The following is a 22,763-nucleotide window of genomic DNA, read 5'->3' as shown; positions in this document are numbered from 1 at the left end:
CCCATCTCCTGAGGTATATCGACAATGTCCTTCTTCAGAATTCGCTGCGTATGTTCCACAGCTATTGATAATTACATAACGATATGGTTATTATATTGGAGAGGAGTGATGTACATATGAACTTTGAAAGCCTAGCGGATGCCCTAAAAGCACTGGCAGATCCGACACGGCTCAAGGTCATTGCTTTGTTAAATATCCGAGACTGTTGTGTTTGCGAATTGGTTCCTTTGTTTGGGATTTCGCAGCCTGCGGTATCGAAACACATGAGCAGACTTAAGAGCGCAGGCATCGTGAAAGAAACCCGCAAAGGAATGTGGGTGTTTTACTCGCTCAACCGTGATCGATTGAATGAGATTGGTGTATCGCTAAACAATTTGCCTGACATGACGAATGAACTAAATGAGCTTCAAGAGAAAGGCTTACTCGTCCAGTGTGACGGTGCGATGAATTCATGACATTCATGACATGGTTAGCGATCGGCGTATTTGTGATTACATTGGTGTTTGTGATTTGGCAACCAAAAGGGCTGTCAATTGGTTGGAGTGCGTTAGGTGGGGCAGTTCTTGCCTTGCTGCTTCACGTCGTTCATTTGGGTGACGTGTGGTCTGTGACCAAAATCGTATGGGATGCGACACTGTCCTTCGTTGGCATTATCATCATTTCGACCATTCTTGATCAAATTGGATTCTTTGAGTGGGCAGCCTTGAAAATGGCACACGCTGCGAAGGGGAATGGACGGAAGGTATTTCTTTTCATCTCTATCCTCGGTGCGATTGTTGCCGCGTTTTTTGCAAACGACGGTGCCGCACTCATTTTGACACCGATCGTGCTTGAAAAAGTAAAACTTTTGAAGTTCGACATGAAGAAGATGTTTCCGTTTATTTTGGCAAGTGGGTTCATTGCGGATACCACTTCGTTGCCACTCATCGTGAGTAACCTGGTGAACATCGTGTCGGCAGATTATTTTAGGATTGGCTTTATTCGATATGCCCTTCACATGATTGTTCCTGATTTATTCTCATTCGGTGCGAGTCTCCTGATGTTATATCTGTTCTTTCGCAAAGATATTCCGAAAGAATACAATCCGAGTGATTTACCAGAAGCCACACACGCGATTAAGCACAATGGCATGTTTAAAACATCCTGGATTATTCTCGTAATTTTGCTCGTCGGCTACATTTTGACGGAGCTTCTCCATATTCCGGTATCTGCTGTTGCTCTTGTGATTGCGCTGGTCTTTTTAATTGCAGGGACACGAACCAAGACCATTGCCCCATGGAAAACAATTCAGTCTGCACCGTGGGCAATCGTTGTGTTTTCCATTGGTATGTATGTGGTCGTGTATGGACTGCGAAATGCAGGGCTGACCAAGTTGTTGGGTCACCTGATGCAATGGTCGACGGGTGGTGGTCTCTATGGCGGTACGCTCTTCACGGGCTTTGTCGCGGCGATTCTGTCAAGCATCATGAACAACATGCCGACGGTCATGATTGATGCACTTGCCATTCACTCAACAAACGCCACGGGCGTGATGCATGAGGCCATGGTGTATGCGAATGTCATCGGAAGCGACCTCGGACCAAAAATTACGCCAATTGGCTCACTGGCAACGCTTTTGTGGCTACACGTTCTGTCACAAAAAGGTGTGAAAATCGGGTGGGGTCAATACTTCAAGACCGGTATTGTGCTAACCATTCCAACACTCTTTGTGACACTGACAGGACTCTACTTATGGCTAACACTGATTCACTAATTTGGAGGAGGAGACTTACATGAAAAAACCACTCATTTACTTCCTTTGCACCGGTAACTCATGCCGCAGTCAGATGGCTGAAGGATGGGCAAGACACCTCGGACAAGGCAAAATTGATGTTTACAGCGCAGGGATCGAGACGCATGGACTGAACCCACGTGCCGTCGCAGCAATGAAAGAGGCAGGAGTCGACATTTCCCATCACAAATCAGAGTTGATTGACCCTGAGATTTTGAATAAAGCTGACTACGTTATTACGCTGTGCGGGGACGCAAATGACAAATGCCCTGTTACGCCGCCAACCGTGAACCGTCTGCACTGGGGATTTGAAGACCCTGCTAGAGCAACAGGATCGGAAGAAGAAGTTACTGCAAAATTTCACGAGGTCCGTGACGCCATTAAAGACCGCATTGCCAAGTTTCTTGAGGAGGAAGTCAGCCAATGACGATCAAACGAATGCACATCGCTGTCAATTGCAGTGATTTAGAGGCGTCCCTGAAGTTCTACCGTGCGTTTTTTGGTGCAGAACCGACGAAGATTAAAGAAAACTATGCCAAATTTGAACTGGATGAACCAGCCCTTCACTTTTCGTTGAACGTACGTCCGTTTGAAAAAGATGGTGTACTCAATCATCTTGGCTTTCAAGTGAACAATACCGAAGAAGTATTGGCAATGGGTGAACGACTTCGCCAAAATCATTTAGTGTTGATCGATGAAATGAACACAACTTGCTGTTATGCCGTGCAAGACAAGGTTTGGGTTTACGACCCAGACGGCAACGCGTGGGAGATTTTCTTCACTAAAGAAGACAGTGAGTTTGAGTCGGCAGACGATGCACGTCATAATCTCTCTCTTTGCTGTGCTCCACCTTCGCAACCAAGCTTTATACAAATTGAAGTTCCGTCGAGAGGGGGTAATGCATAATGCAAATTACGGATGCTGGAAAGATATATGTGGACAGGTTATTGAAAGAACACAATGCAGAAGGTATTCGTGTGATTTTTGCTGGCGCGGGCTGTTGTGGTCCAAAACTTGGATTGTCGCTAGATGAACCACATGACGATGACATTGTCCAAATCATTAACGATATTAAGGTTGCCATCGAAAATCGCGTGGTTCCACATACACAAGACGTTAGCTTAGATTTTAAAAGCACTGAGGCGGGATCAGGGCTTGTCTTGGTCGGGCAAACCAATTGTTAATCCCGTTCAATGCGAAGCGTCTCGAACGACAAGCCGAGACGCTTTCGTTTCATCTGGGGATGTGGCCCAAAGTCTTAGCAAAGTCTGTGTCTATACCTTCTGCAACTCATCACTGTGGCTTTTTGTTCTGTTCATCTGCCCCCAAGTATCATCAAATAGACTCCAATCCTCCCGGTTGTCGGACACCAAGGCAGCGTTTTTCGATGACACAGAGCGAGCCGCCTCCGGCCACGGATAGACTTCCGTTATGGTCTCTCGCTCACTTAGAACTGTCGCCAGGACCTCCGTCATGATTGGATGATATGCATATACCCACGCCTTAGCCGCTTCCCCTGTTCCCGGTACCTGATAGGCAAACGAATTCCTCGAGCTGAGCCATGTTCGTACACGGTCGACGCTACCATTGCTGTACACATCAATGAACCGACACAATCGTGGACCAAATTTACAAAGTGCAGCATATTGATACTGAGCCGTAAACGGTAGGGTCTCCTGCACGTCCAGTAGTGGCCAAAGTGCTTCCATGGCCCGTTTCTCGTGGTCTGCAATTGCGTTTAAGAACCATTCCGGTTCCGTTAGCAATGGTTCAAGCGGTAACAAAAACAAAGAATGCCCATCGTTTTTCAGCTTCGTCATGATTCGCAGAATGCTTTCGTATTGCTGGGCAGGCACCAGAAACAACGTGTCCGTCACGCCGATATGTTGCGTCACCCTGCGGATAATCCCCCGTAAAATCACTGTTCGTTTTGCGTCCTCCATTTGGTCGTACTGCGTCGGCAATACGTACACCCCCATTTTGTACCCATCCTTGCGAACCAGCCATGCGTGCAACCCCTCATTGACGGTTTGAGGGAGCATCATATCCCAGTTATCATAGAGCGCGCCCCGAAGTCTCAATTCAACCAAAATGTCTGTAACGGTGAGCACGCGGTCAATGTCCTTCGGCTTGACTTGGTTACGGGATGCTACCCCCTCCTGTTTCGACCATGTATCCATTGCTGGGTCAGTCAATTTAACCATTGCCTTCAACCGGTTGCTACCAAATTTGAATCTGGGTGAACGATACGCCTTGTGATATGGCTGCTCGCACAACCTGTCCCAAGTGTGGGTTACGAGGTTACGCGCTTGTTGCGGGCTTATCGATAGCAATCGCGCCATTTGTACATACGTCATGAGCGGCATCCGCACGAGTGCCTTGCACACCTCGTCTGCGCGGATATTGGTTTGCTGCTCCCACTGCTGCGACACCTTGCCCATATCGTGGTCCCCCCTCCCCCTGTATGTGACTCGATTTACCACCACCGATTGGCTTTGTGGCTCATGTGGGAGTGGCCCCTGCCGTGACTAAACCTAACGGTTTAGCCCCATCAGGGGCCACCTTGTTTTCACCAACATCCAATCCCCAAAACGTCCTTTACTTCCCCTCGTCACTTTTCCAAGGGCGGTCTGCACCGCGCAATTCGTGATACTGCCTACTCGCACCGAGGATTTCGTGTGTTCTACCTTTGGATTTCGCCTTTGGATTTAGACGATTTCTGTAAATCCAAACCTAGAAGCATTCCTAAATCCAAAGGTAGAGGTGCAGCACAAGCCACATATCGAACGTGTACATCAAAACGGGGCTCGCCCGTCACCTTGTTCCAAATCATCGTCAAAGACAATCGACTGGGGTGATCGCTGGCAAACAATCCATTCGACACACATGCGTTCACGATGGGGGCTACCTCATAGTGATCCAGATCGCGTACTTGGAAATGACCCGTGTGAAAATGAAACACCATGTGAGCGTAGTCGGATGGCCGGTCCGGAAGCATGTTATTCTCCTGCAATACGGATTGTAGGTAAGAAGCTTTCAAATGACCCACCAAGGCTTGCCACATGGGGATTTTCCGAATCATTGGGCGATCTCGGTGATACATCGGCGGCAATTTCTTACGGCTCCTGTGACCTATCATCCAAAGCGGGATGTCTGAAATCGTGACCCCCTCGGATGTAGGGACAAATCGAATATCGCTGGGAAGATGCTCTAGAACGACATTGTTGGTTCGCCACTCATACGAGGCGAGACGTCCAAAACATTCCTCAAGCAGGTAGGTCTCCACTCTCTCCTGGTATTCCTCAATCTGTTCCAATTCGGATGTAACCGACTCGCTTCCGTCTTTGGTGGTAAGGTGCAACAATTGCTCATTCATTCGCGACATCGTCTGCCGGAACAACGAGAGTATTTGAATGGGATCATCACCATTAAAACTACGCACTTCTGGCGGTTCAAGACGTTGTTCTCGTTCCTGTTCCATCAAATCCACATCCTTCTCGTTAAGTTTTTTTTTGCACTGGGATGACCCTACCATGGGGATCACTTTGATACATGCCAATTCAGTGCCAGATGCAAATAAATAAGCCACGTCCTCAGGCGACGTGGCGGTGTATGGGTTTACGATGGTGGTTCAAATCTGAGTGGATTACGTACTCGCTTGGAAGGTTCCACAGGACGCTCTGACTGAATAGCCAGGTTGTTTGACGGCTGCTGTTTAGGTTGGGGCACTCGATTCGTCGGCTCCACATAATGACCAGACTCGACGGACAAACCGAGACGAATGAGTTGTCGCAGTCGCTCACTTCTTCGCTTTTGAGGCGTTTCCATCAACATTTTGTGAATGTCTGCATCGAATTCCTCGTCGTAGGTGAGTGGGAATCGACGGAGTTTGCTCATTCTGCGGCTCCAACGAGCGATACAACATACTTGCACAGTCCCCGCGCAATCGCGAGTTGTGGTTCTGTTGTTTTTTGAATGTGCGGCATCCACTGCGCAAACCGTTGTGCAAATGCATCTCCCGTTCCCCCGGCCAAAAGTACACGATTGAATCGCATGCGATCCGGGTAACGCCGCTCCACACGCCCGACCATGTCCATCCATATGTCGTTCATCGCATTCACGTATAAGTCCGTGATCGGAATAGACAATGTACCATGTTGATACACCAATTCTTGCTGCCCATCCTGGCTACGAATTTGGTATTCCAAGTTGTACGCGTCGGCCCGAACTTTCGGCTGGCGTTTCTCGATCTCTTCGATCACACGCTGGTACACGTCATTCATCCCAATGGCCTCACTCGCCTGCTTTTGAAGCTTCATCCCGCGAAATTCAGTCATATCTAACGTGCCGGATCCACTATCGATGACTAGTATATTTTCCGATTCAATGGATTCGTCTTGAACGTACCCCTCGTCATCAAAATAGGCGTCCACCAAAACGGCAATGGGCTGGCTCAAAAGCTCAAGCTGCTTGACCATCACGACCACTTGTTCGCCATTTTTCGCACCCGTGACAGGCTCTTGGAACCATTTCGTGAACTCAGCCAACTTTTCTTCCCGATAATCTTCATTTGGCAGACCGAATCCCAACGCGACTTCGATCACGCCGGTCTCTCCGTCCATCGTCGCTGCGTCTAGTAATGCCAACCGTGTCATCGTCTGATATGCCCCAAGATGAACCCGCTCCTCACGACCATACGTGCTCATTGGCGTGCTCCCCACAGCTTGTACATCCTGGTAACCAATAACATATTCGCGGCCATGTAACGTGAAAACGTTCGCCCGTGATCCACCACTGGCACGATCTTTCGGCGTTCCAATCGCCGTTTTCTCCTTCTCCTTGTCGTAGAGTCCATAAGTCGAAGCAAACATCCTACGTGAAACGGAGCCATCCTCACGACGAGCGACGAGACAAGTGGTTCCGTTCCCTACATCCAGTCCAATCGATTTCATGCACAATCCCTCCCGAATTATTGTTTGATGGGTCCATGTTTGTGCTGTGACAACATCATTATGGGCCCGTGACGGCACCATCGTGTGCCATTTTGGGACCATTCGTGCAGTCATGGCACCATGAATGTGCCGTCACTGTGCTGTCATGAGACATGTAGTTATGGGTAGCAAACAGACCGGTTTACCATCCCCATTCAATCCGAAAGGCTGTTTTTCGCAAAGACTGTTGCTATGACCCGAAAGTACTACCTACACCGAAACTACTCATAGTCAATTTCAAGGCGGTTGCTCGACTTCACAGATAGTTGGTCGCGGGTTTACACGGTTGAAGGGTATAATGATAGTAGTGAAACTTCCGAACTCAGGAAGGGGGGGCATTGGACATGAATTGTTCTTCATTGACGAAGAGCGAGACAGAGGCAATCGAAAGATTGTACGCCGAAATCAAAGACAAACTTGACGTCTCAAAGGTCATACTGTTTGGTTCGAAAGCGCGAAATGAAGCAAAAGAATATTCCGATGTCGATCTCCTTGTTTTAACCCGGAGAAAGAAAGACAAACAGGATAGGTGGCTGCTGTCTGACATTGCAGCGGATGTCAACATTGACTACGGTGTGGCTTTAGAATGTTTATATTACAATGAATCTGATTGGGAAGTCGGAGATGAAATCAATCCTCTTCTTAAAGAAAATGTAGAACGGGAGGGAGTTCCTCTTGTCCTACAATAAAAAGGCAAAAATGGTCATGTTACGGAAGTCCGAGGAGAAATACGAATCGGCCCTCGACGATTTCTCAAAGGGACGGTACGACAGTTGCGTTAGCAATTTGTATTACTCAGCTTTTCAAGCTACGACTGCCTATATGATCCAACAAGGCGTTTTAGCTAACAAGCACAGACAGGTCAGAAGTTTCGTGAACAAGGAACTCGCAAAAACAGGTTTGATCACGCGGGAATCGGCCAAGCTATACAATCGGTTGATGGATCAGCGTTCGGATGCTGACTATGATGTCCAATTGTTTGAAGAAGACGAAGCTGAAGGATTGTTAACAGGTACAAAAAAACTCCTTGATGAGATTCACAGACTAATCGATTGATCCACATTTTTCGAAGCTCCACTATTGTCGCTTTTGTACTGCGGGCGCAATGAAAACTTCAAACAGATGGTTCGATACAAAGGGCCATATGGAACGGCTCGCATGTTCATCTGTCAGTACATACGCAGCAGGCCGACCGGTCCACAAGTCGACAATAGGTTGAACGAACAATCTTTATCGCCTCTACATCCTGTTGAAGAACAAAAGCACAACGAACATGGCGCTTGTTGCTACAAATACTGGCACTGCAACAGGAATACTGCGTGCCTGTCCCTCTGGAAGATGCCGAAGACTTGCTCGGTAGATCCAAGGCTTCAAAAATGGTACAAATAAAAACCCAACAAACCAGATCACAAGGGCTGGCAGTGCGCCAATGGCTGCCCCAAGTACCATCGACATCTTCCAATCTCCTTGCCCCCACAGCCCGAGAAGAGTCGGGATGTACATCAGCACGGCCACTAAAATGAATCCCACAAGCGACGATTCTAAGGTTTGGTTCGCCACATGCACTCCGAAAAACAGGAGCAGCCATAGCAGAGTCCACTTGTTTGGAATGCGCCGTTCACGAAAGTCAATCCATGCGGCAATTGCCGTATAAACCACAAGCCCAATCCATATCATCAGCTCCGCATATCCATGCCAGTGCCATGCGTTTGCCGGAAACAAATGAAGGAATGCGGTACCCACATTCTCGCCCCCTCTATAACGGTGTGGCGCAGGGAGATTTCCCTGCGCCACCTGAATCTTCGACAGCAAGACTATCGGATGTTTCCAGCCAAATAGTTCTCTGCTTGCAAGTCCCATACATTCGAAATCCCATCCGGTCCTATGTTCCAACCCACACCTGAATTTGCCTGGTCTGTGGAATCGAAGATGAGGGTTCCACCATGTTGAATCCAGGTATCTAATTGTGGTATGACTTGTTCGAGATTCTGTGCAAAGTAACTGTCCTGAACCGCGTCAATCACAATCGTTCCGTACTGATTGATGTTCGGAATGCTTGGCGACGACAAGGAATTTTGTGTCACGTTTTGAACCGCCCGTTCAATTGCTGACACGGCCTGTTGATTACTTCCCCAAGACGCCCCGTCATTCAAAAGAAGAACGGGTTTGTGACTGGGGGATAAGAAATCATTGATAGTGTTGTTCCACTCCGTCGTGGCCCAGGCAGCACTATTGTAGTAATATTCAACCGTTTGGGTATCAACAAATACTTGTCCATTCCCGTAGCGGAAATAGGCAGCCGTTGGTTGTGATCCGTTCGTCGCAAGGATTTGTGCGCCACTCGGCAAATTCGTCAAGTACATATGGGAAGCCCAATTTCCGCTCCACTGCGACGGCATGTTATTCATCACTGGGCCTTTACTCAGTGGCGGCTCTGTCACCGTAATCGAGGACTGCGCAGAAGTACCAGCACCTTGAGCCGTGATCGTATATGTTCCTGATGTATTGGGGGCCGTGTACGTTGCCTGAAACCTTCCGTTCGCATCCGTGGTCACGGTCGTAGGCGAAATCGTACCGCCTGTTGTACTGAACGTAATGACCTCATTTACAAGTGGGGTTCCATTCGATGTCAATTGTCCGCTCACCAAATCACTCTGCCCGATCTCTGGTGTAGATGTGTTTTCTTGAAGTTCGATCTTTGGGGCCCACACCGTCACGGACACGGACGAACTAACGCTATCGACCATCACAGACACCTGATACGTACCTGGTTGATTCGGCACGGTATAGGGAACTGAAAAATCGCCATTCGCGTCTGTCTGCACAACATACTCGCTCGTGTTATTCTGATACGCGGTTCCCTGAAGTGTCCCACCGGTCACGGAAACATTGACCACCTGATTGGACAGTGACTGCCCACCAAATGTGACGTCCCCTGAAATGTCTGTAACGGTTCCTCCCGTCAAATTCTTGGCGATGGCGTTCACACGGAGTGAAGGCATGGGCGCATTCTCTGGGTATGTGACGTTATCCGTCCCTGCCACCCCTGTTTGTGGATTCTCCACTTGAACCGCGAGGTTATCTCCGGGTGCAAACACCCAACTACCGAGCCCGTCATTCCAATTGGACGCATCACTTTGGCCATAACCCGCAAAACCCGTAACGACAATCTTGTCATTGCGCCAAGTTTGAATCGTTGGCTGGACACCGTAACTCGCCGCGTTCCCAGCCACCCACCCCCGGCTTTGGTCACCGATGGTGAGTGTCCCGTTTTGGTTCTGCGGCGTGTTGCCAAAACCATAGCCTGTTAGCGTGAGTTCCGGTCCCCAAACAGACGTATTCCACGCAACACTTTCAATATGTGGTGCGGTGGCCCCCGGAATAATAGCCACACCGCTGTCATTCGCCATCTGCGAAACGGTCTCGGAAACCGGCGTCGATTGTCCCCATAACACCTGGGCCATGTTCGCATTCTCTACACTACCCGCCGCTGTGGTATGACCGAGCATGCCCCACGCGGAGGGGATGACTGCAACGGTCAACACCCCAATCCCAAATATCGACCAAAGGAGTATGTTCATCTCCCGTTCCATCGCTTTCCACCCCCTAACCTACGACTTTGTATGCGTCCATCACCGTGGACTTCATGGGAATCGACAATGCCTCAATCACCGGATACCTTTGAGAAACCTTCTGTAAAAATAGCGGCAGGTAGGAACCTGTGGCCGTCACAATAATTTGATTTCCATTTGAACTGGTAGCACACTGCAAGTTCGTAAAGGCGTGATCCAAGTGAAGGTTGGACGCTTGGGTCTCAAAGAGCGTGTTTGCAACACTTTGATAATCGCTTTGAAGGACCCAATTGACCCCGGTCGAAAACCCCGTTCCGGAACCTGAACTTTGCTCAGCAACTTGGGCCTGTGCTGCAAATGCAGCACTCGTCGCAGCACTTCTCAGAGATGCATAAGCGGTCATCGCCGTCCCAAACCACATGAGCATTGCGAGCACGACCATGCCCAATGTGACAAAGAGAAACGTCAGATTGATGGCAACGGTATACCCGTCCTCCCGGCGTAGAAATGGATAGCAGCGCTTGCTCAGGACTTCCTTTAACTTCGTCATGGATTGGCCCCCGTGTACTGTACCTCGTTCCAATACGATGCTCGCGTGGTCATCGGAACGGTAGCACTGAGAACAGGTCCACCAAACAATGTCAGCGCCCTATCAAATGGCAGCGGTGCATTGTACTGGATTTCAACCGTCGCACTTGGAGACGTTGGTGTGGACGTGACGAGATACCCCGGTCCATTTTGGCCGACCTGTAGTTCGGTCACATGGAAGAGTGTCTGCCCGTTCCATGTCGTGGGCAGGTTCTCCGCTCTTAGATCTGCGTTCATTTGGTTTTGAACATCTTGCACACTACCCGTGATTGCCGCAACCCGTGCTGCGTTATGCGCTACCGTAGCAAGTTCCAATTTCATGACGACAAGCGGCGGGGCTAAAAACAGAATCATGGCGACCGCGAACCCGACACAGATCATGAAAAACGTCGTGATTAAATTACTCGGCAAGAAAAACGCCTCCATTCAGAGAAGGGACAGACCGAGTCCCGGCCTGTCCCTTCCACCTCATGCCGATTACGGAGCCTTGAATCCACCACTTCCCACGGTCGCTTGCCCACCGGTGATACTCCCACTTTCAGCTTGTTGCGCCAACTGTGTGAGTCCTTGTTGTGTACTCAAGCTACTGGTTAGGGTAGATGCGCCACCTTGCGCCTGGCTTACCATGTGACCAATCATGAAATACGCAACGCCACCCACGATGGCGACTGCGAGAATGCTTGCAATCCACCACAGACCGCGGTTGCTGTTTTCCTCCGCTGTATTTGCACGGTCTGACCGAATCCACCTTTTTACGCGAATCCATTGACTCATTCCCTGTTTCTCCTCCCAAGTTTTAAAATAGGTTTTGGAGCACACTTGTCATTGCTTTGACATCACCAGATAGTGCAGCCCAGATGAGACCCGCTAGGATCATGACGACCAAACTTGAAAAGATCCACATGCCTGCGGTCACAATAAACTCATCCATGATTCCGCCGTACTCACCATCAAGCCATCGCCACAACCTTGTGACCCGACCTCGTCTAGACGACAGCACGTATGTCACCTCCACCGTCAAGATACCGAATTGTCTCCTGCGGGGCGTGCCATATTCGTGCCATGAGCCTCCGTTAAAACGGCATCCCAATGAACGACTTCATCATGTAGGCAAACATGGCATATATCACAAAACCAAATCCCGGCATGGCGATGAGCAGCGTGGCATAGAGACCTAGCTGCAGTTGCACGTTTCCATACCGTTTGGCCGCGTTCGCATCGCGAATCTTTGTGTCCAACTGCAAGCTCCGAAGCAGCGCTTCTGCGACAGGGGTTCCATACGTTTCCGACTCAGAAACGATCATCGCAAAGTCTTTTAACTGCGTGATGCCTGTCGATTCGGAGAGTGCATGAAGTGCATCCGGAAGCGTAGTCAACCGCTTCTTGTGGTTGACCTCCACAATCTTCTCGCGCATCGGCGATTCCATTTTCTTTTCCAAAATGAATAGTGTGTCAGAAAGGGTGGCCCCCGACTTCATCAGAAATGCAATCAGTATTTCCGACACACGCGTTTGTTCGCGAAGCCGACGCAGATGTGCCGTACGCTTTGTTCTAGCCACCATCAATGGCATCGCGAATACCAGCGGAATCAAGAAAAGCACAGCGGGCTGTCTCAATAACACACAGAGAGACACAACCATGGCACTGGCAATCATCGCGAGACGCATCCATAGCGTGGCTTTTTCAGGTTCGTCAATCGCCTCCGCTTCCGCTTGCAAGATGGCCTTGTATGTTGCAAGACTGAATCCATGTTTGCGGCTTGACCCGTGTATCGGCTTAAAGACACGTACTATAAACTCTTTGGCAGCCTGTTGCCGTGATGCAATGGTAAATAAACCGGATAATGTAATCAGCCCGCCAACCAGAATGGCTTCTAAGTTCATCCTCCCCGCTCCCTCCCTTCTATGCGTCGATCCTTTGGCTCTCACGCATGATGAGATATAACCCGATGGTCATGACTCCGATCACGGCCCAAAATAAAACGCGGGTGCTTTCCGTCATGAATTTCGACGTAAATGGATACACGACAAGAAATGTCCCTGCGAGCATCCCGTAGAAAATGTAGCCGCCGGAGCGATGATGAGCCGTCTGAGCACGAATGCCGCGTTTATACTCCAGGTCCTTGCCCAGTAAATCGGCCATATCAATCCAAAGTTGTTCAATGGGAACGTTGTATTTCTTTGCTTCTTTTGTCGCCAGTGCGAAGTACTCAATATCCCGTATGGCCATGTCGTTTGCCCAAAACAAAAACGCATCTTCCGGTGTCGCGAATTGTGGGGCATGCATGACTTCTGATAACCGCATCAACTTTTCTTTGAGATGGACGTGATGGGTCATTTGGGTCATACGAAGAATCGCTTGATCCAGCCGCTTGGTCGCCGTGATGACGTGAACGGCAATTGGAACCGCCTCGTACAGCCACGCAGCTGTGATTTCTTCTCTTCTCTTCCTCGCTCGATTGAACCAAAACCTTTCGTATAGAAATAGTGAAAGCCCGCCACTGACGAAGAGTCCGATCACAAAGAAATAATGCAAGAGCAGAGTGATACCGAAAAACAGAAGAAACAGCGCGAGCACATGGATCGAGACGATTTGTGCCTTGTACGGCTTGTCCAAAATCAGTCGATGTACCTTGATTCGAAACAGATATTGCCGCCACAGGTTCCCCACACGACCTTGTGTTTCAGAACGCTCCTCCATGACGACGCGGATCCGTTGCTTCCATTCGACATTCTGTAGCTCTCTGCCGATGGCCCATATGGCCAGTGCCATGGTGACCAGTACTCCGAAGATCCTGGCACCGGCGATGATAGTCATGGACACGTGCCCCCTTTATTCACGATGCAAACTGGTATTTACGAACCGGTTCCACGTTGACTGGCAAGGCCACATCGACCCCCTCGACGCGTGCCCGGTCGATCATTCCTTCGGTCACACCGTGGAAACAGAACTCGTCTTTAAAAAAGTCGTACGTAACGATGGGTTGCCATAACAGCGCTCGTTCCGTAAAATCGAACCCAATGATTTCACCAATCTCGGTCACTCGCTTCCCATACTTGGTGTCCCGCGTCGTCACGATATGGCGAATTTTATCGGCCATTCGACTGGCTGTATTTAAGTAGGACGCCTGTGCACCGGCCCCTTCTGTGGCTTCCAGGATAAACCGCGTGAGCACACCCTCCACGTTGTTCTTGTGGCCGATGTGACTGTGAAACGTCGTACCCGTTTGGCGTTTCACCAGCAAGCTCATTCGCAAGAATAAGTGTGCGATTGAAGCAGTTCTCACCTCGCCGATATATCCGTTGTCGTTATCCATTCGCAGCGTATTGATGATGTTGGTCGCCATATCGAGTCGCCCTTTGCCCTCAACGTTTTGGCTTCGGTCAGTGAGCCGGATGCACCAGTCTGTGAGCGGCGTCATTTCGGGAAGTTCTTCCACAAAAATCGATAGGAGTCCCTTCGGAATGTCTCCTGTCAATGCATTCATCAGAGTCGTTTTTCCAGAACCTACACCCCCAGCAATGATGAAGCTGTCTCCGAGTTGCATCATGAGCCTGAAGAACGCTCTCGTCTCCTCATCGAGCATTTGTAACTTCACGAGATCGTCCATAGAAAACGGGTAAATCGGCTTGCGAATCGTTACAATGGTCCGCGGTTCTGTAATGAGCCGCCCATTTTCATCCCGTACGGTGTATCGCGTGCTCGGTCCACCAATGATGTTGACCCGGGAACCATCTGGCAGGATGGCATCCGTAATCGGATATGCGAGCGAGTAAGCATAGGGCGTATTCTCCAACTTTCTCGCGATAAACTCCATGAGCGCATCTTCTGATGGAAACCGTGACTCCGTAGATTCGTAATTGGACCCATTGCGTTTCACGATGGTGGTGGACCCAATCACGTGCACATCGCTGACATACGGGTCATCCATGGCCCCCTGAAGGACATCGTAGGTGTACCAGCTATTGAGCAAGGAGGAAATGACTTTCTCGCGATACTCAACCGGTACATACGACTCAGGCTCTACGGATTTCGTGTACAGGTAGGTGTACATCTCTTTACGCGTCACACCGGACTGAGAGACTTTTGCATCATTCAGCGCAATGCGTTTCAGTGTATGGATGTATCCTTCCAAGCTGTGGTCTATCGTCATCCGTGCGTGCCTCCATTCAAGGTGGAATTGTTTGGCATTACAGATGACTGCTTACCCTGTGTACGGGTCAATGTAACGGGTGACGAATTCGCCGCATCCCCAGATTGCATTGGCATCGTGGGTAACTGAATGGCCTGTGGTGCCGTAAAAGAACCGTTCTGTGGGATGAGCCCAATCTGCACATTGTTGTTCAAAATCGCTGGAGCGAGCACGCTGTAATCCTGTTCCGTTACAAACACGAGAAGCGCCGTTGCCGAACCCCCTTTGGCTGGCTGCAAGACATTAAGCACAGGAACCGGTTCGATGGTTTGAAACGATGGACTGCTTCCTGTTTGATTGGGCACAATCAGCGCAATACTTTCCCCGGCGTTTACAACTTGAGACAAAGGAGACTGAACAGGAATCGATAGCAGCATGCCTGGCTTCCCTGTTTTCTCTACATATTGTGTGAGGAATGATGAAAAACTGCTGGAGGCATTTAGGTCCCCTTTTGTAATCGGGTATCCGTTTGGCACCGCAAACGACAGATAGTGTCCAATCACATCCCCCTCGTTTGTCGCAGGTCCCTGAATCCCTGAGCTTTTCGGAACGGTCACGACTTTTACGTCGGATGGCCCAATCTGTTTATAAGGTTGTAAGTTGTGTGTCGACACGACCACCGTTTCCGTTTGGCTCGCCTTGAGCAGGACGGTCGTGGCGATTCCCCCAGCACCGAGCGCCAGGGCGACACTCACGCCGAACATGAGTCTGGATGTTTTCACCCGTTCCACCTCCGTCTCCGTCGAAGACCGCGTTTGGTAGAACCCATGGCAGGATCCAAACGCAGCGCAGAGAGAAGGTGGTCTAACCCATCCCTTACGTCTCTCCCACCCACCAGCGCAGCAGCACCAATGAGTTCACGATACAGGGTCCGATCCTCTGGAACCCGCACAATGTCGGAGGGGATATCTGCCTCTTCGAGCAACCGTAACGTACGAGCGTGCTCCGACACCCGTTTGCGGATGCGGTTGATCACCACCGTCACATTCTCTGCCGTCTTCTGATAACGAACTGTCTGGTATTCATCGATAAACCGTTTGAACGACACCCATTCCGGGGTCATCACAAATACAATTTTTTGTGCCAACTCGAGCGCTGTGTACGTTGCCTGTGCAGAAGGTGTCGTGTCGACAAGTACCAAATCGAAGTACTGTGCCAGATGATGAATCATCCGGCGTAGTGTACTGGCGTCCACACCGTCTCGGCTCTTGCCGCTTGGCAACACATAAAATCCGTTCATCTGCACGAGTGACTGTTTCACCATGCGCTCATCCATCTGTGCGGGCAGCCGCGACCATTCGTCCGTTGTCACCGCGGCCTGTCCACGGTGCATGGCAAGGAGATTCCCTTTCGGATCCAAATCAACAACGGCAACCGTGTAATTCCGTCCAGCCATCTGCCTGGCAATCATGGACACAAGAACTGATTTCCCAACACCACCCCGTGCACTGTGTACAGCGATCACGCGCCCACGTCCGAAAGTGGATGTTTCATCCACCTCTGTGGTTTCATGTACTGTGTGGGCACGCGTGTAGGTTTGTTTCTTGTTCAGGACGTTCTTCGACCGCAACACCTCATCGAGAGGCGAAAGCTCCTCCTCAGTGACGCTTTGCGGTGATGCCAAATCCTTTACAACCGGTGCCCACCGTTTCAAATAGTCGATTGGCAGCGGATAAGAGACGGCATCCACACAACCGAGCATTCGAGCCAACTCATAACTCTCGTCCTTTACGTCAGCGGCAATATAGATTGATGGACACGACAGACCCTGCTCCCGCAGGTGACTGATTGTCGCTTCCTGCCACCCTGCACCAATCAGCAGTAGCTGAACGCTGGCATATTGAATTTGCGCGAGTTGTTCTTCGTGATCGACACCCGTTGCTTGAATCCCGCTTCGTTTCATCACGGATATGGCTTTGTTTTGCAAGACTCGGTCATATTCCAACAGCATCCACATGCAGGGCCGTTCCCCCTTTCGAGTTTTGAATGAACATCTCGGAAATACGATCCGCAATGGGGTTCAGCAACGCGGAGAAGGTGTCATCCAGGTCAGCCAATGGCCGTTTCATCCGCATGGCTGCTATTTGGCGAGGTTCATTAGGCAATACGACGTAATCGCCATCCAGTTTCACAGGAAGGGACAACGCTGCATCGTGACCATTGATGACCCAGCAAACTTGATCGGGTGACATCATCTGTTGATGAAGTGCTAGCGCCAATCGTTCAATTCGAGTTTTATCTGCCCAACATACGGCGATCACCAAATCCGTATCTGATGAGATGTGTTCTGCTAGCGGCCTGGTATCGAGAAGTACGCGATACCCTTTTTTCGGTGCCTCTTGAACCACATGTACACCGGTCTTGATGTCCGTCCAGTCTGTGAGCGGCAACAAATTCTCCTCAACGACCGCAGTAGGCAACTCTCGACGGTTGCAAATTGCAGCCAGATTCCATGCAACAAATGTTTTCCCGCACCCTGGCTCACCGAGCAGTCGAACACGAACCGCCTTGGGATTTGGCCAGACAAACTTTCGAACACCGATGTTCGTACCGTTGTGACCATCCTCCGCGGTCGCTCCCGAAGGATGCCCCTTCTCATGGCTATGCCTTCGAAATAACTGTCCGATTCCTCCAAACCCTCGGGATTCATCTGTCGCATCTGCCAGTTCTGGTTCAGAGGCTGTGTCCGCTTCATACACGTCGACGACGGGCGGAAGGTCGGTCAATGCGTCATTACCCTGTTCCATGTACGCTTTGACATCCATCGGCGTTCGGGGATGCTCAATCAGCTCATCCAACGTACCGAGCAAAATCTCATCACCGAAAAATGCAAAATCAAAGACACCCATCAGACACAACTGCCGTCTAAAATCGTCTGTGTCACTCTGCGACGGGCCAATAAAAATCACACGCGCGCCTTGTTCGCGTACCCGATATAGGGTTTGTACCATCTCCATCCGTTCAGGAATGGTCCACTCCGACAGCACCAAAATGTCCTCTGGTGTGAATCGCGTTTCGCTCACCATTTTTCCGTATACCAGCCACTGACTGTTCTGATATCGGTCTCGTAAATCTGTTGGAAATGCCAGATACAGCACGATGTTGGCCTCCTTTCTGAACGATACCGTACACCCTCTCAGGGAACGGTTGGTGCCAACATCGTGCCAGGTCAATTGGTAGTTGAGGATTGATTCGCGTCCAATCCGAAATAGGGGGTTAGCGCAGGGATCCAGCTCCCTTGAATATTTTGCACATACTGGATGGTTTGTTCGTTTTGGGCCACTTGATGGCCCTGTGCGAGTGCAGTCTCTTCCGCACCAGGTCCGGCGTTGTACGCGGCTTCCGTCTCAGCCGGACTCTTGCCAAACTCGTGGTATAGCTCGGATAAGTACATGGAACCCATCTCGATGTTCATGAACGGATTGGCCAACGTTGCATACGCATTCACACCAATGGGTTTCCCACCGACCATCAACCCTGCTGCGGTAGAGGGTTCGACCTGCATGAGGCCCATCGCCCCAGCAGACGAAATCTTCAGACGCCCATCGGAAAAGTGCTGGCGACCGCCTGATTCCTGATACATCACAGCGGCGATGAGGACAGCCGGAACCTGATACTTTTTGGCGGCCGCCTTAATCGCGCCTTTCCATCTCAGGATGTCGTGAATCGTGTTTCCATCCGCCGGTTCCATATGCCCTGTCAGCGTTACATCTGAATCGGTTGGGAAAAGGACGGCGTTCACCATCGCTTGCACATATGGGTCCGTGAGGCCGTAATCGACCATTCCAATCAGACCAGCCAGCGTATCCTGGTTCGTCTGATTGGGCTTTATCGTAAACGGCTTTCCATCGCTGTGTGCCTGAACATGCGAGAAGAGGTGCCAAATTCTTGACCAGTCGTACGTTCTCTTCGTATTCGCCAACTCAATCTTCTTGGTATACGTGCCACTACAACCACTGCCTATCCGTGTCGTGACCCACTTGTACGAATTCACCAAAGTACCATCCCAGGTGTTCGCGGTGATAAGCATGGTGAAGGGCGTTTTCTGTTCCGTTGCCTGACAGGTGGACACCGTTTGTCCTCTAATTTGCTCCGTGACCTCGTGATAGGTGATTGTGATGTCCGTGAATGTTTGCCATTTGTAGATAGGGGCTAGATACCTGTAATACAGATGGCCATTCGTCGGGGCAAAATTATTCACCATCTTCCCGACGCCAAGAAGGACAGCCCCCGGCAAATCCACCTGTTCGGTTTGAACCTGTTGAACCTGGTTCTCACTGAGCCCCGCCGCCCAAGCGGATGCGATTTCATCGTAATGGGTCAGCAATGCCTTGTTTTGGGCCATTGTGGCTGAACTGAGAGAGATGCCGTTCGCGGAATTGTTCAGTGTGCCAGCCCCGTTCCCTTGATAATCTCCAAGGAGAAAACCAAACAACATGATGGCAGCGATAAACAAAGCCGCGAAGCCGAGTATCCATCCAGCGCCCAATGACAGAACAAGTTGGGTCATCAGCCAGCGAAACACGTCCTTCGGGTCACGGGGAATGCTCAAAAGGTGTCGAAATCGTCTCAAGGGAAACCCCTCACAGTGGAACATCGATGAGGCGTGGCACGAAGCGTGCCCGCACGGTCAGACAAGGTCCTTCGTTGAACCATCTACATGGCACTCCTCCCACAGTACGATTGCATTTCTGCCTTGAGCCTTGCCCTGATACAATCCGAAATCGGCTTTCGAAATCAATTGGGGCAACTCGGTACCGTGCGCCGGGAAGCAGGCTGTCCCCACCGTCAGTGTCAGTCCGTACTTTTTGAGTGGAAGTTGACGAATGATTCCCTGTAGACGTGTTTTTATATTGGGATGGCATGGGGTTTGGTCAACGATAAAGACGAACTCATCTCCACCTAATCGGGCCACGACGTCTGTACTTCGCAACATCTTCTGTAATGCGGCTGTTACTTCTTTCAGCGCCTCATCCCCCTGCTGATGTCCCTTGGTATCGTTTAACTCCTTGAAGTGGTCTAAATCGAAGAAAGCAAGGACAAACCCACCTTCACTTCGACGACGTTGTTCGAACCACTCGATGAGTCCACGGCGATTCAGTGCACCGGTTAACGCATCGTGAATCGCACTTTCATAAAGAAACTCGCGATCATGAAGCAACCAGTCGAGCCCCTTGATGAATCGGATCGCGTTCAGTTCGTCGATGAGATGGGTGCCCTTGTGGAGATAGAGTTTGTATGTCGCAGTGGTCAGTTTCACGTCGAGCGTATCCCGCTCACGGATTGAACCAACTTCCGATGATGCAAACTCCTTTCCTGCTGTGAGGTGACCTTCGACAAAGCGCTCCACCTTCACGGCACCCATGTCGATCCAGAAAGACGTCACAGCATCTTCCCAGGAAGCTCCAGATGAGAGTCGTTCAATGAGAACGATGTACGGGTGCATCGAATCCCCCCTTACATCGAAGCGTACCAATATGGCATGGAGTGTTTGTGCCATTTTCACACCATATTTGAGGGAGCGCGGAGAACATTGAAAATGTCGCGTCGGATAACGGGAGCATGGGGTTCAAATAAAACGAGCCTCCCCCAGTAGGAGAAGCCCGTCGGTTTTGTTTTGCTATGGCGCTGGTGTGTGATATGCAGGCAACAACTGTCCATTGGCCTGAATTTGAGGAAAAGAATACGTGGAGTTACGTGTATAGTTCGGCTGGTTCTGCTCATACCGGGCATTTGGGTCCGGGATCTCGTGAATATAGTACCAAGTTGGATAGCCTAACATTTGCGCTAAATCCGGATGGTGCCAAGTCACGGTTGACCCTGTGCCCGTTGTAAAAGTTACATCTGCTCGAATATGGGCGGCCCCGCTTGATGCGCCCGTCAAGTTCCAAGCCGTCAATTCTGAATATGAGCTCGGTGTACCGGGGCTAGCGTATTTGGGTATTGACGTATAGGCCCACCCGTATTCCGTAGCCGGTGGCGGATAGCCATTACCATAAGAATCCCAGACCGGAACGTCCCCCTGATTGAATATTGTCTGTGGCAGTAAGTCAAACGATTTATCCCAACCGCGTGTTTCTCCATCTGGATTCACCAAGTGATACGCAACTTCAGCTCGATCCGGCATGTCATGCGGAGAACCCGTCCACATCAATCGGAACGAAAAGCCACCCCCGACTCTGGTATAGACAACAGGAGTGCCATTGGGGTTTCCGTATGTCGGCAAACTTGGATTGCCAGCAACGGTGGAACCGTCTAAGTATCCGTCATTGTTCACTTGCGAAGCTGTGGTATTCGTCGGCGACCATAAATCCCCCGGCCGACCGGGGTCATAAAAGAGCCCTGTAATCTCATGGTTACTGACAGAGAGTGGATAGTCATGAGAGTATGTCTTGGGCTCATCTACCCACTCGTACATGACGCAGCCATTAGAATCCGTTATCGTCTCCAGCAACCAGTTGGTATCCGTCCAAGTGAGAATCTGCCCGCCAGCCCCATCTGGCGCCCAGTTGTAGCTCAACACTTGATTCGCTGGTTTGGATGGGATTGATGGCGGTGGGCACGATGCACCGCCTCCCCTTCCTCCAGATGGTGGCTGGGGTGGATTACCGCCTGGGGGAGGTGGCGGATTCTTACCACGTGTCACTGTAAATGTCGCCGTAGCGGCAGACGCGGAACGATTGAACCAATCCTTAACGTAAAGCGTGATCGTATAGCGTCCGGGCACCAGGTTGGACGTATGGATGATGTTGGGTTGCGCATCCCCGCCGTCTACCGTTTCCACATAGGTTGGCGGCTGACTTGTTGGCCCGCCCCCATTCACCTCTACCATGACAGCTCCGTTTGAGGTATACAACGTTTCACCGTTATATGGTGCTCTCCCTTGAAGGGAACTTTCAGCGAAAGCCTGGCTTGTCACATTTCGCCCGTTCGAATTCGTGACCTCTACATATTCGAAATGATAGTTAGAATGGTACCCCTCGATAAATGCATGATTGTAAAACTCGACTAGCTGACCCTGTTGCACGGTCTGCGTCGATCCAACGACCCCTACTTCGGCCTTAGGTGGTTGCGTGGCGTACACCGTATCATTGTAATTGCTCGCATTGGGTGCAAATTTCCCTCCCGATTCGTCCACAATCTGTGATATCGATGCCGTATTAAACCGATCCCCAGCGCGATCTCCCCAAGTCGTATGCCACAATTGCGAGGTAACATATGATTGATTCCCGTTCAACGCAGCAATCCACTGGTCGATGGTTGATATGTTGTCATCGACTTCAAGATAACCATTGTCTGAATCAATGGAGATACCATTGTGCGACACACGATCAAAGTGCCAAATACCACCCAAAGAATCCGTACCGCCAATGATATGGATGCCATCTGCACCGTAACGAAAGAGGTCAGCTTGTCCCATGCCTGTTAACGCTGGTTCACTCGACTGAAGAACTTGAAAATCTGTCCCCCCTTGGATCATCATGCCGTACTGCGTATTGGCGGAGTAGCCTGCTGTGCTTGCTGGACTCCATCCGCGACTGATGTAGGCGAACGCGTAACTGATGTCCCCAAACACGACCGCCAAGCAAGCCAACGCCCCAACAGCGACCATTCGGAATTTCGGACTCAACCGCAAATTCTCACTTCCT

Annotated in this window: 26 protein-coding genes; 7 read left to right on the top strand and 19 right to left on the bottom strand. The window is 50.4% G+C overall.

Features of this window, described 5'->3' with window-relative positions:
• Nucleotides 1-116 precede the first annotated feature (116 nt).
• Genes AN477_RS01750 through AN477_RS01730 form a run of 5 tightly spaced genes read left to right on the top strand, consistent with a single transcriptional unit; the run spans nt 117 to nt 2,955 of the window.
• Nucleotides 117-455: an ArsR/SmtB family transcription factor gene (locus tag AN477_RS01750; RefSeq protein WP_054967451.1), complete on the top strand. Its 339-nt coding sequence runs from the start codon at nt 117-119 to the stop codon at nt 453-455.
• 5 nt (nt 456-460) lie between these two features.
• Entirely contained in the window at nt 461-1,753 is a 1,293-nt protein-coding gene (locus tag AN477_RS01745) for an arsenic transporter (protein ID WP_425388111.1), read from the top strand.
• 19 nt (nt 1,754-1,772) lie between these two features.
• Nucleotides 1,773-2,198 carry an arsenate reductase (thioredoxin) gene (arsC, locus tag AN477_RS01740; RefSeq protein ID WP_054967449.1) on the top strand — a complete coding sequence of 142 codons (426 nt, stop codon included), beginning with the start codon at nt 1,773-1,775 and terminating at the stop codon, nt 2,196-2,198.
• Entirely contained in the window at nt 2,195-2,677 is a 483-nt protein-coding gene (locus AN477_RS01735) for an ArsI/CadI family heavy metal resistance metalloenzyme (RefSeq protein ID WP_054967448.1), read from the top strand. Before arsC ends, AN477_RS01735 begins: the two co-directional genes overlap by 4 nt.
• Nucleotides 2,677-2,955 (top strand): hypothetical protein, encoded by a 279-nt coding sequence (locus AN477_RS01730; RefSeq protein ID WP_054967447.1) that lies wholly within the window; start codon nt 2,677-2,679, stop codon nt 2,953-2,955. Before AN477_RS01735 ends, AN477_RS01730 begins: the two co-directional genes overlap by 1 nt.
• Nucleotides 2,956-3,045: 90 nt before the next feature.
• Here AN477_RS01730 and AN477_RS01725 read toward each other — a convergent pair whose 3' ends face one another.
• The 4 genes from AN477_RS01725 to AN477_RS01710 all read right to left on the bottom strand — a co-directional run bounded on the left by AN477_RS01725 (nt 3,046) and on the right by AN477_RS01710 (nt 6,723).
• Nucleotides 3,046-4,212 carry a hypothetical protein gene (locus AN477_RS01725; protein ID WP_054967446.1) on the bottom strand — a complete coding sequence of 389 codons (1,167 nt, stop codon included), beginning with the start codon at nt 4,210-4,212 and terminating at the stop codon, nt 3,046-3,048.
• 242 nt (nt 4,213-4,454) lie between these two features.
• A complete protein-coding gene (locus AN477_RS01720; protein ID WP_054967445.1) occupies nt 4,455-5,252 on the bottom strand; it encodes a hypothetical protein in 798 nt (265 codons plus the stop codon).
• A gap of 137 nt (nt 5,253-5,389) precedes the next feature.
• Nucleotides 5,390-5,668, bottom strand: coding sequence for a hypothetical protein (locus tag AN477_RS01715; protein WP_054967444.1), 279 nt, complete (start codon nt 5,666-5,668; stop codon nt 5,390-5,392).
• A complete protein-coding gene (locus AN477_RS01710) occupies nt 5,665-6,723 on the bottom strand; it encodes a ParM/StbA family protein (protein WP_054967443.1) in 1,059 nt (352 codons plus the stop codon). The genes AN477_RS01715 and AN477_RS01710 overlap by 4 nt, the downstream gene beginning before the upstream one ends.
• A 383-nt stretch (nt 6,724-7,106) precedes the next feature.
• Here AN477_RS01710 and AN477_RS01705 point away from each other — a divergent pair, with 383 nt between their 5' ends.
• Both AN477_RS01705 and AN477_RS01700 read left to right on the top strand, forming a co-directional pair.
• A complete protein-coding gene (locus tag AN477_RS01705; RefSeq protein ID WP_054967442.1) occupies nt 7,107-7,451 on the top strand; it encodes a nucleotidyltransferase domain-containing protein in 345 nt (114 codons plus the stop codon).
• Nucleotides 7,438-7,818, top strand: coding sequence for a HEPN domain-containing protein (locus AN477_RS01700; RefSeq protein WP_054967441.1), 381 nt, complete (start codon nt 7,438-7,440; stop codon nt 7,816-7,818). Before AN477_RS01705 ends, AN477_RS01700 begins: the two co-directional genes overlap by 14 nt.
• 183 nt (nt 7,819-8,001) lie before the next feature.
• Here the strand turns inward: AN477_RS01700 and AN477_RS01695 are convergent, their stop codons facing one another.
• The 15 genes from AN477_RS01695 to AN477_RS01625 form a co-directional block, all read right to left on the bottom strand.
• Nucleotides 8,002-8,505: a prepilin peptidase gene (locus tag AN477_RS01695; protein WP_054967440.1), complete on the bottom strand. Its 504-nt coding sequence runs from the start codon at nt 8,503-8,505 to the stop codon at nt 8,002-8,004.
• Between the two features lie 71 nt (nt 8,506-8,576).
• On the bottom strand, nt 8,577-10,355 hold the full coding sequence (locus AN477_RS01690; protein ID WP_054967439.1) for an Ig-like domain-containing protein: 1,779 nt from the start codon (nt 10,353-10,355) through the stop codon (nt 8,577-8,579).
• 13 nt (nt 10,356-10,368) lie between these two features.
• On the bottom strand, nt 10,369-10,884 hold the full coding sequence (locus AN477_RS01685; protein WP_054967438.1) for a hypothetical protein: 516 nt from the start codon (nt 10,882-10,884) through the stop codon (nt 10,369-10,371).
• On the bottom strand, nt 10,881-11,333 hold the full coding sequence (locus AN477_RS01680) for a hypothetical protein (RefSeq protein ID WP_054967437.1): 453 nt from the start codon (nt 11,331-11,333) through the stop codon (nt 10,881-10,883). The genes AN477_RS01685 and AN477_RS01680 overlap by 4 nt, the downstream gene beginning before the upstream one ends.
• A 66-nt stretch (nt 11,334-11,399) precedes the next feature.
• Nucleotides 11,400-11,696: a hypothetical protein gene (locus tag AN477_RS01675; RefSeq protein WP_054967436.1), complete on the bottom strand. Its 297-nt coding sequence runs from the start codon at nt 11,694-11,696 to the stop codon at nt 11,400-11,402.
• Between the two features lie 22 nt (nt 11,697-11,718).
• Nucleotides 11,719-11,922, bottom strand: a complete 204-nt coding sequence (locus AN477_RS01670) for a hypothetical protein (protein WP_157061761.1) — start codon at nt 11,920-11,922, stop codon at nt 11,719-11,721.
• Between the two features lie 73 nt (nt 11,923-11,995).
• A complete protein-coding gene (locus AN477_RS01665) occupies nt 11,996-12,805 on the bottom strand; it encodes a type II secretion system F family protein (RefSeq protein WP_054967434.1) in 810 nt (269 codons plus the stop codon).
• 19 nt (nt 12,806-12,824) lie between these two features.
• Complete coding sequence (locus AN477_RS01660) at nt 12,825-13,739, bottom strand: type II secretion system F family protein (RefSeq protein WP_054967433.1); 915 nt, start codon at nt 13,737-13,739, stop codon at nt 12,825-12,827.
• Nucleotides 13,740-13,758: 19 nt separating this feature from the next.
• Nucleotides 13,759-15,075 carry an ATPase, T2SS/T4P/T4SS family gene (locus AN477_RS01655; protein ID WP_054967432.1) on the bottom strand — a complete coding sequence of 439 codons (1,317 nt, stop codon included), beginning with the start codon at nt 15,073-15,075 and terminating at the stop codon, nt 13,759-13,761.
• Nucleotides 15,072-15,836, bottom strand: a complete 765-nt coding sequence (locus AN477_RS01650; RefSeq protein WP_054967431.1) for an SAF domain-containing protein — start codon at nt 15,834-15,836, stop codon at nt 15,072-15,074. Before AN477_RS01650 ends, AN477_RS01655 begins: the two co-directional genes overlap by 4 nt.
• The gene (locus AN477_RS01645) at nt 15,833-17,071 is read right to left on the bottom strand and encodes a CpaE/TadZ family protein (RefSeq protein WP_054967430.1); all 1,239 of its coding nucleotides are present in this window, start codon (nt 17,069-17,071) and stop codon (nt 15,833-15,835) included. Before AN477_RS01645 ends, AN477_RS01650 begins: the two co-directional genes overlap by 4 nt.
• Nucleotides 17,049-18,212, bottom strand: coding sequence for a hypothetical protein (locus tag AN477_RS01640; protein WP_054967429.1), 1,164 nt, complete (start codon nt 18,210-18,212; stop codon nt 17,049-17,051). Before AN477_RS01640 ends, AN477_RS01645 begins: the two co-directional genes overlap by 23 nt.
• A gap of 71 nt (nt 18,213-18,283) precedes the next feature.
• Nucleotides 18,284-19,687 carry a lytic transglycosylase domain-containing protein gene (locus AN477_RS01635; RefSeq protein ID WP_054967428.1) on the bottom strand — a complete coding sequence of 468 codons (1,404 nt, stop codon included), beginning with the start codon at nt 19,685-19,687 and terminating at the stop codon, nt 18,284-18,286.
• Nucleotides 19,688-19,744: 57 nt separating this feature from the next.
• On the bottom strand, nt 19,745-20,560 hold the full coding sequence (locus AN477_RS01630) for a GGDEF domain-containing protein (RefSeq protein WP_054967427.1): 816 nt from the start codon (nt 20,558-20,560) through the stop codon (nt 19,745-19,747).
• Nucleotides 20,561-20,734: 174 nt separating this feature from the next.
• The gene (locus tag AN477_RS01625) at nt 20,735-22,750 is read right to left on the bottom strand and encodes a hypothetical protein (protein ID WP_054967426.1); all 2,016 of its coding nucleotides are present in this window, start codon (nt 22,748-22,750) and stop codon (nt 20,735-20,737) included.
• Nucleotides 22,751-22,763 lie beyond the last annotated feature (13 nt).

It is taken from the genome of Paenalicyclobacillus ferrooxydans, assembly GCF_001399675.1.
In the GTDB taxonomy this organism is placed as follows: Bacteria; Bacillota; Bacilli; order Alicyclobacillales; family Alicyclobacillaceae; genus Alicyclobacillus_B; species Alicyclobacillus_B ferrooxydans.
Note: the sequence above shows the minus strand (reverse complement) of the source record. Positions and strands in the feature narration are given on the sequence as shown.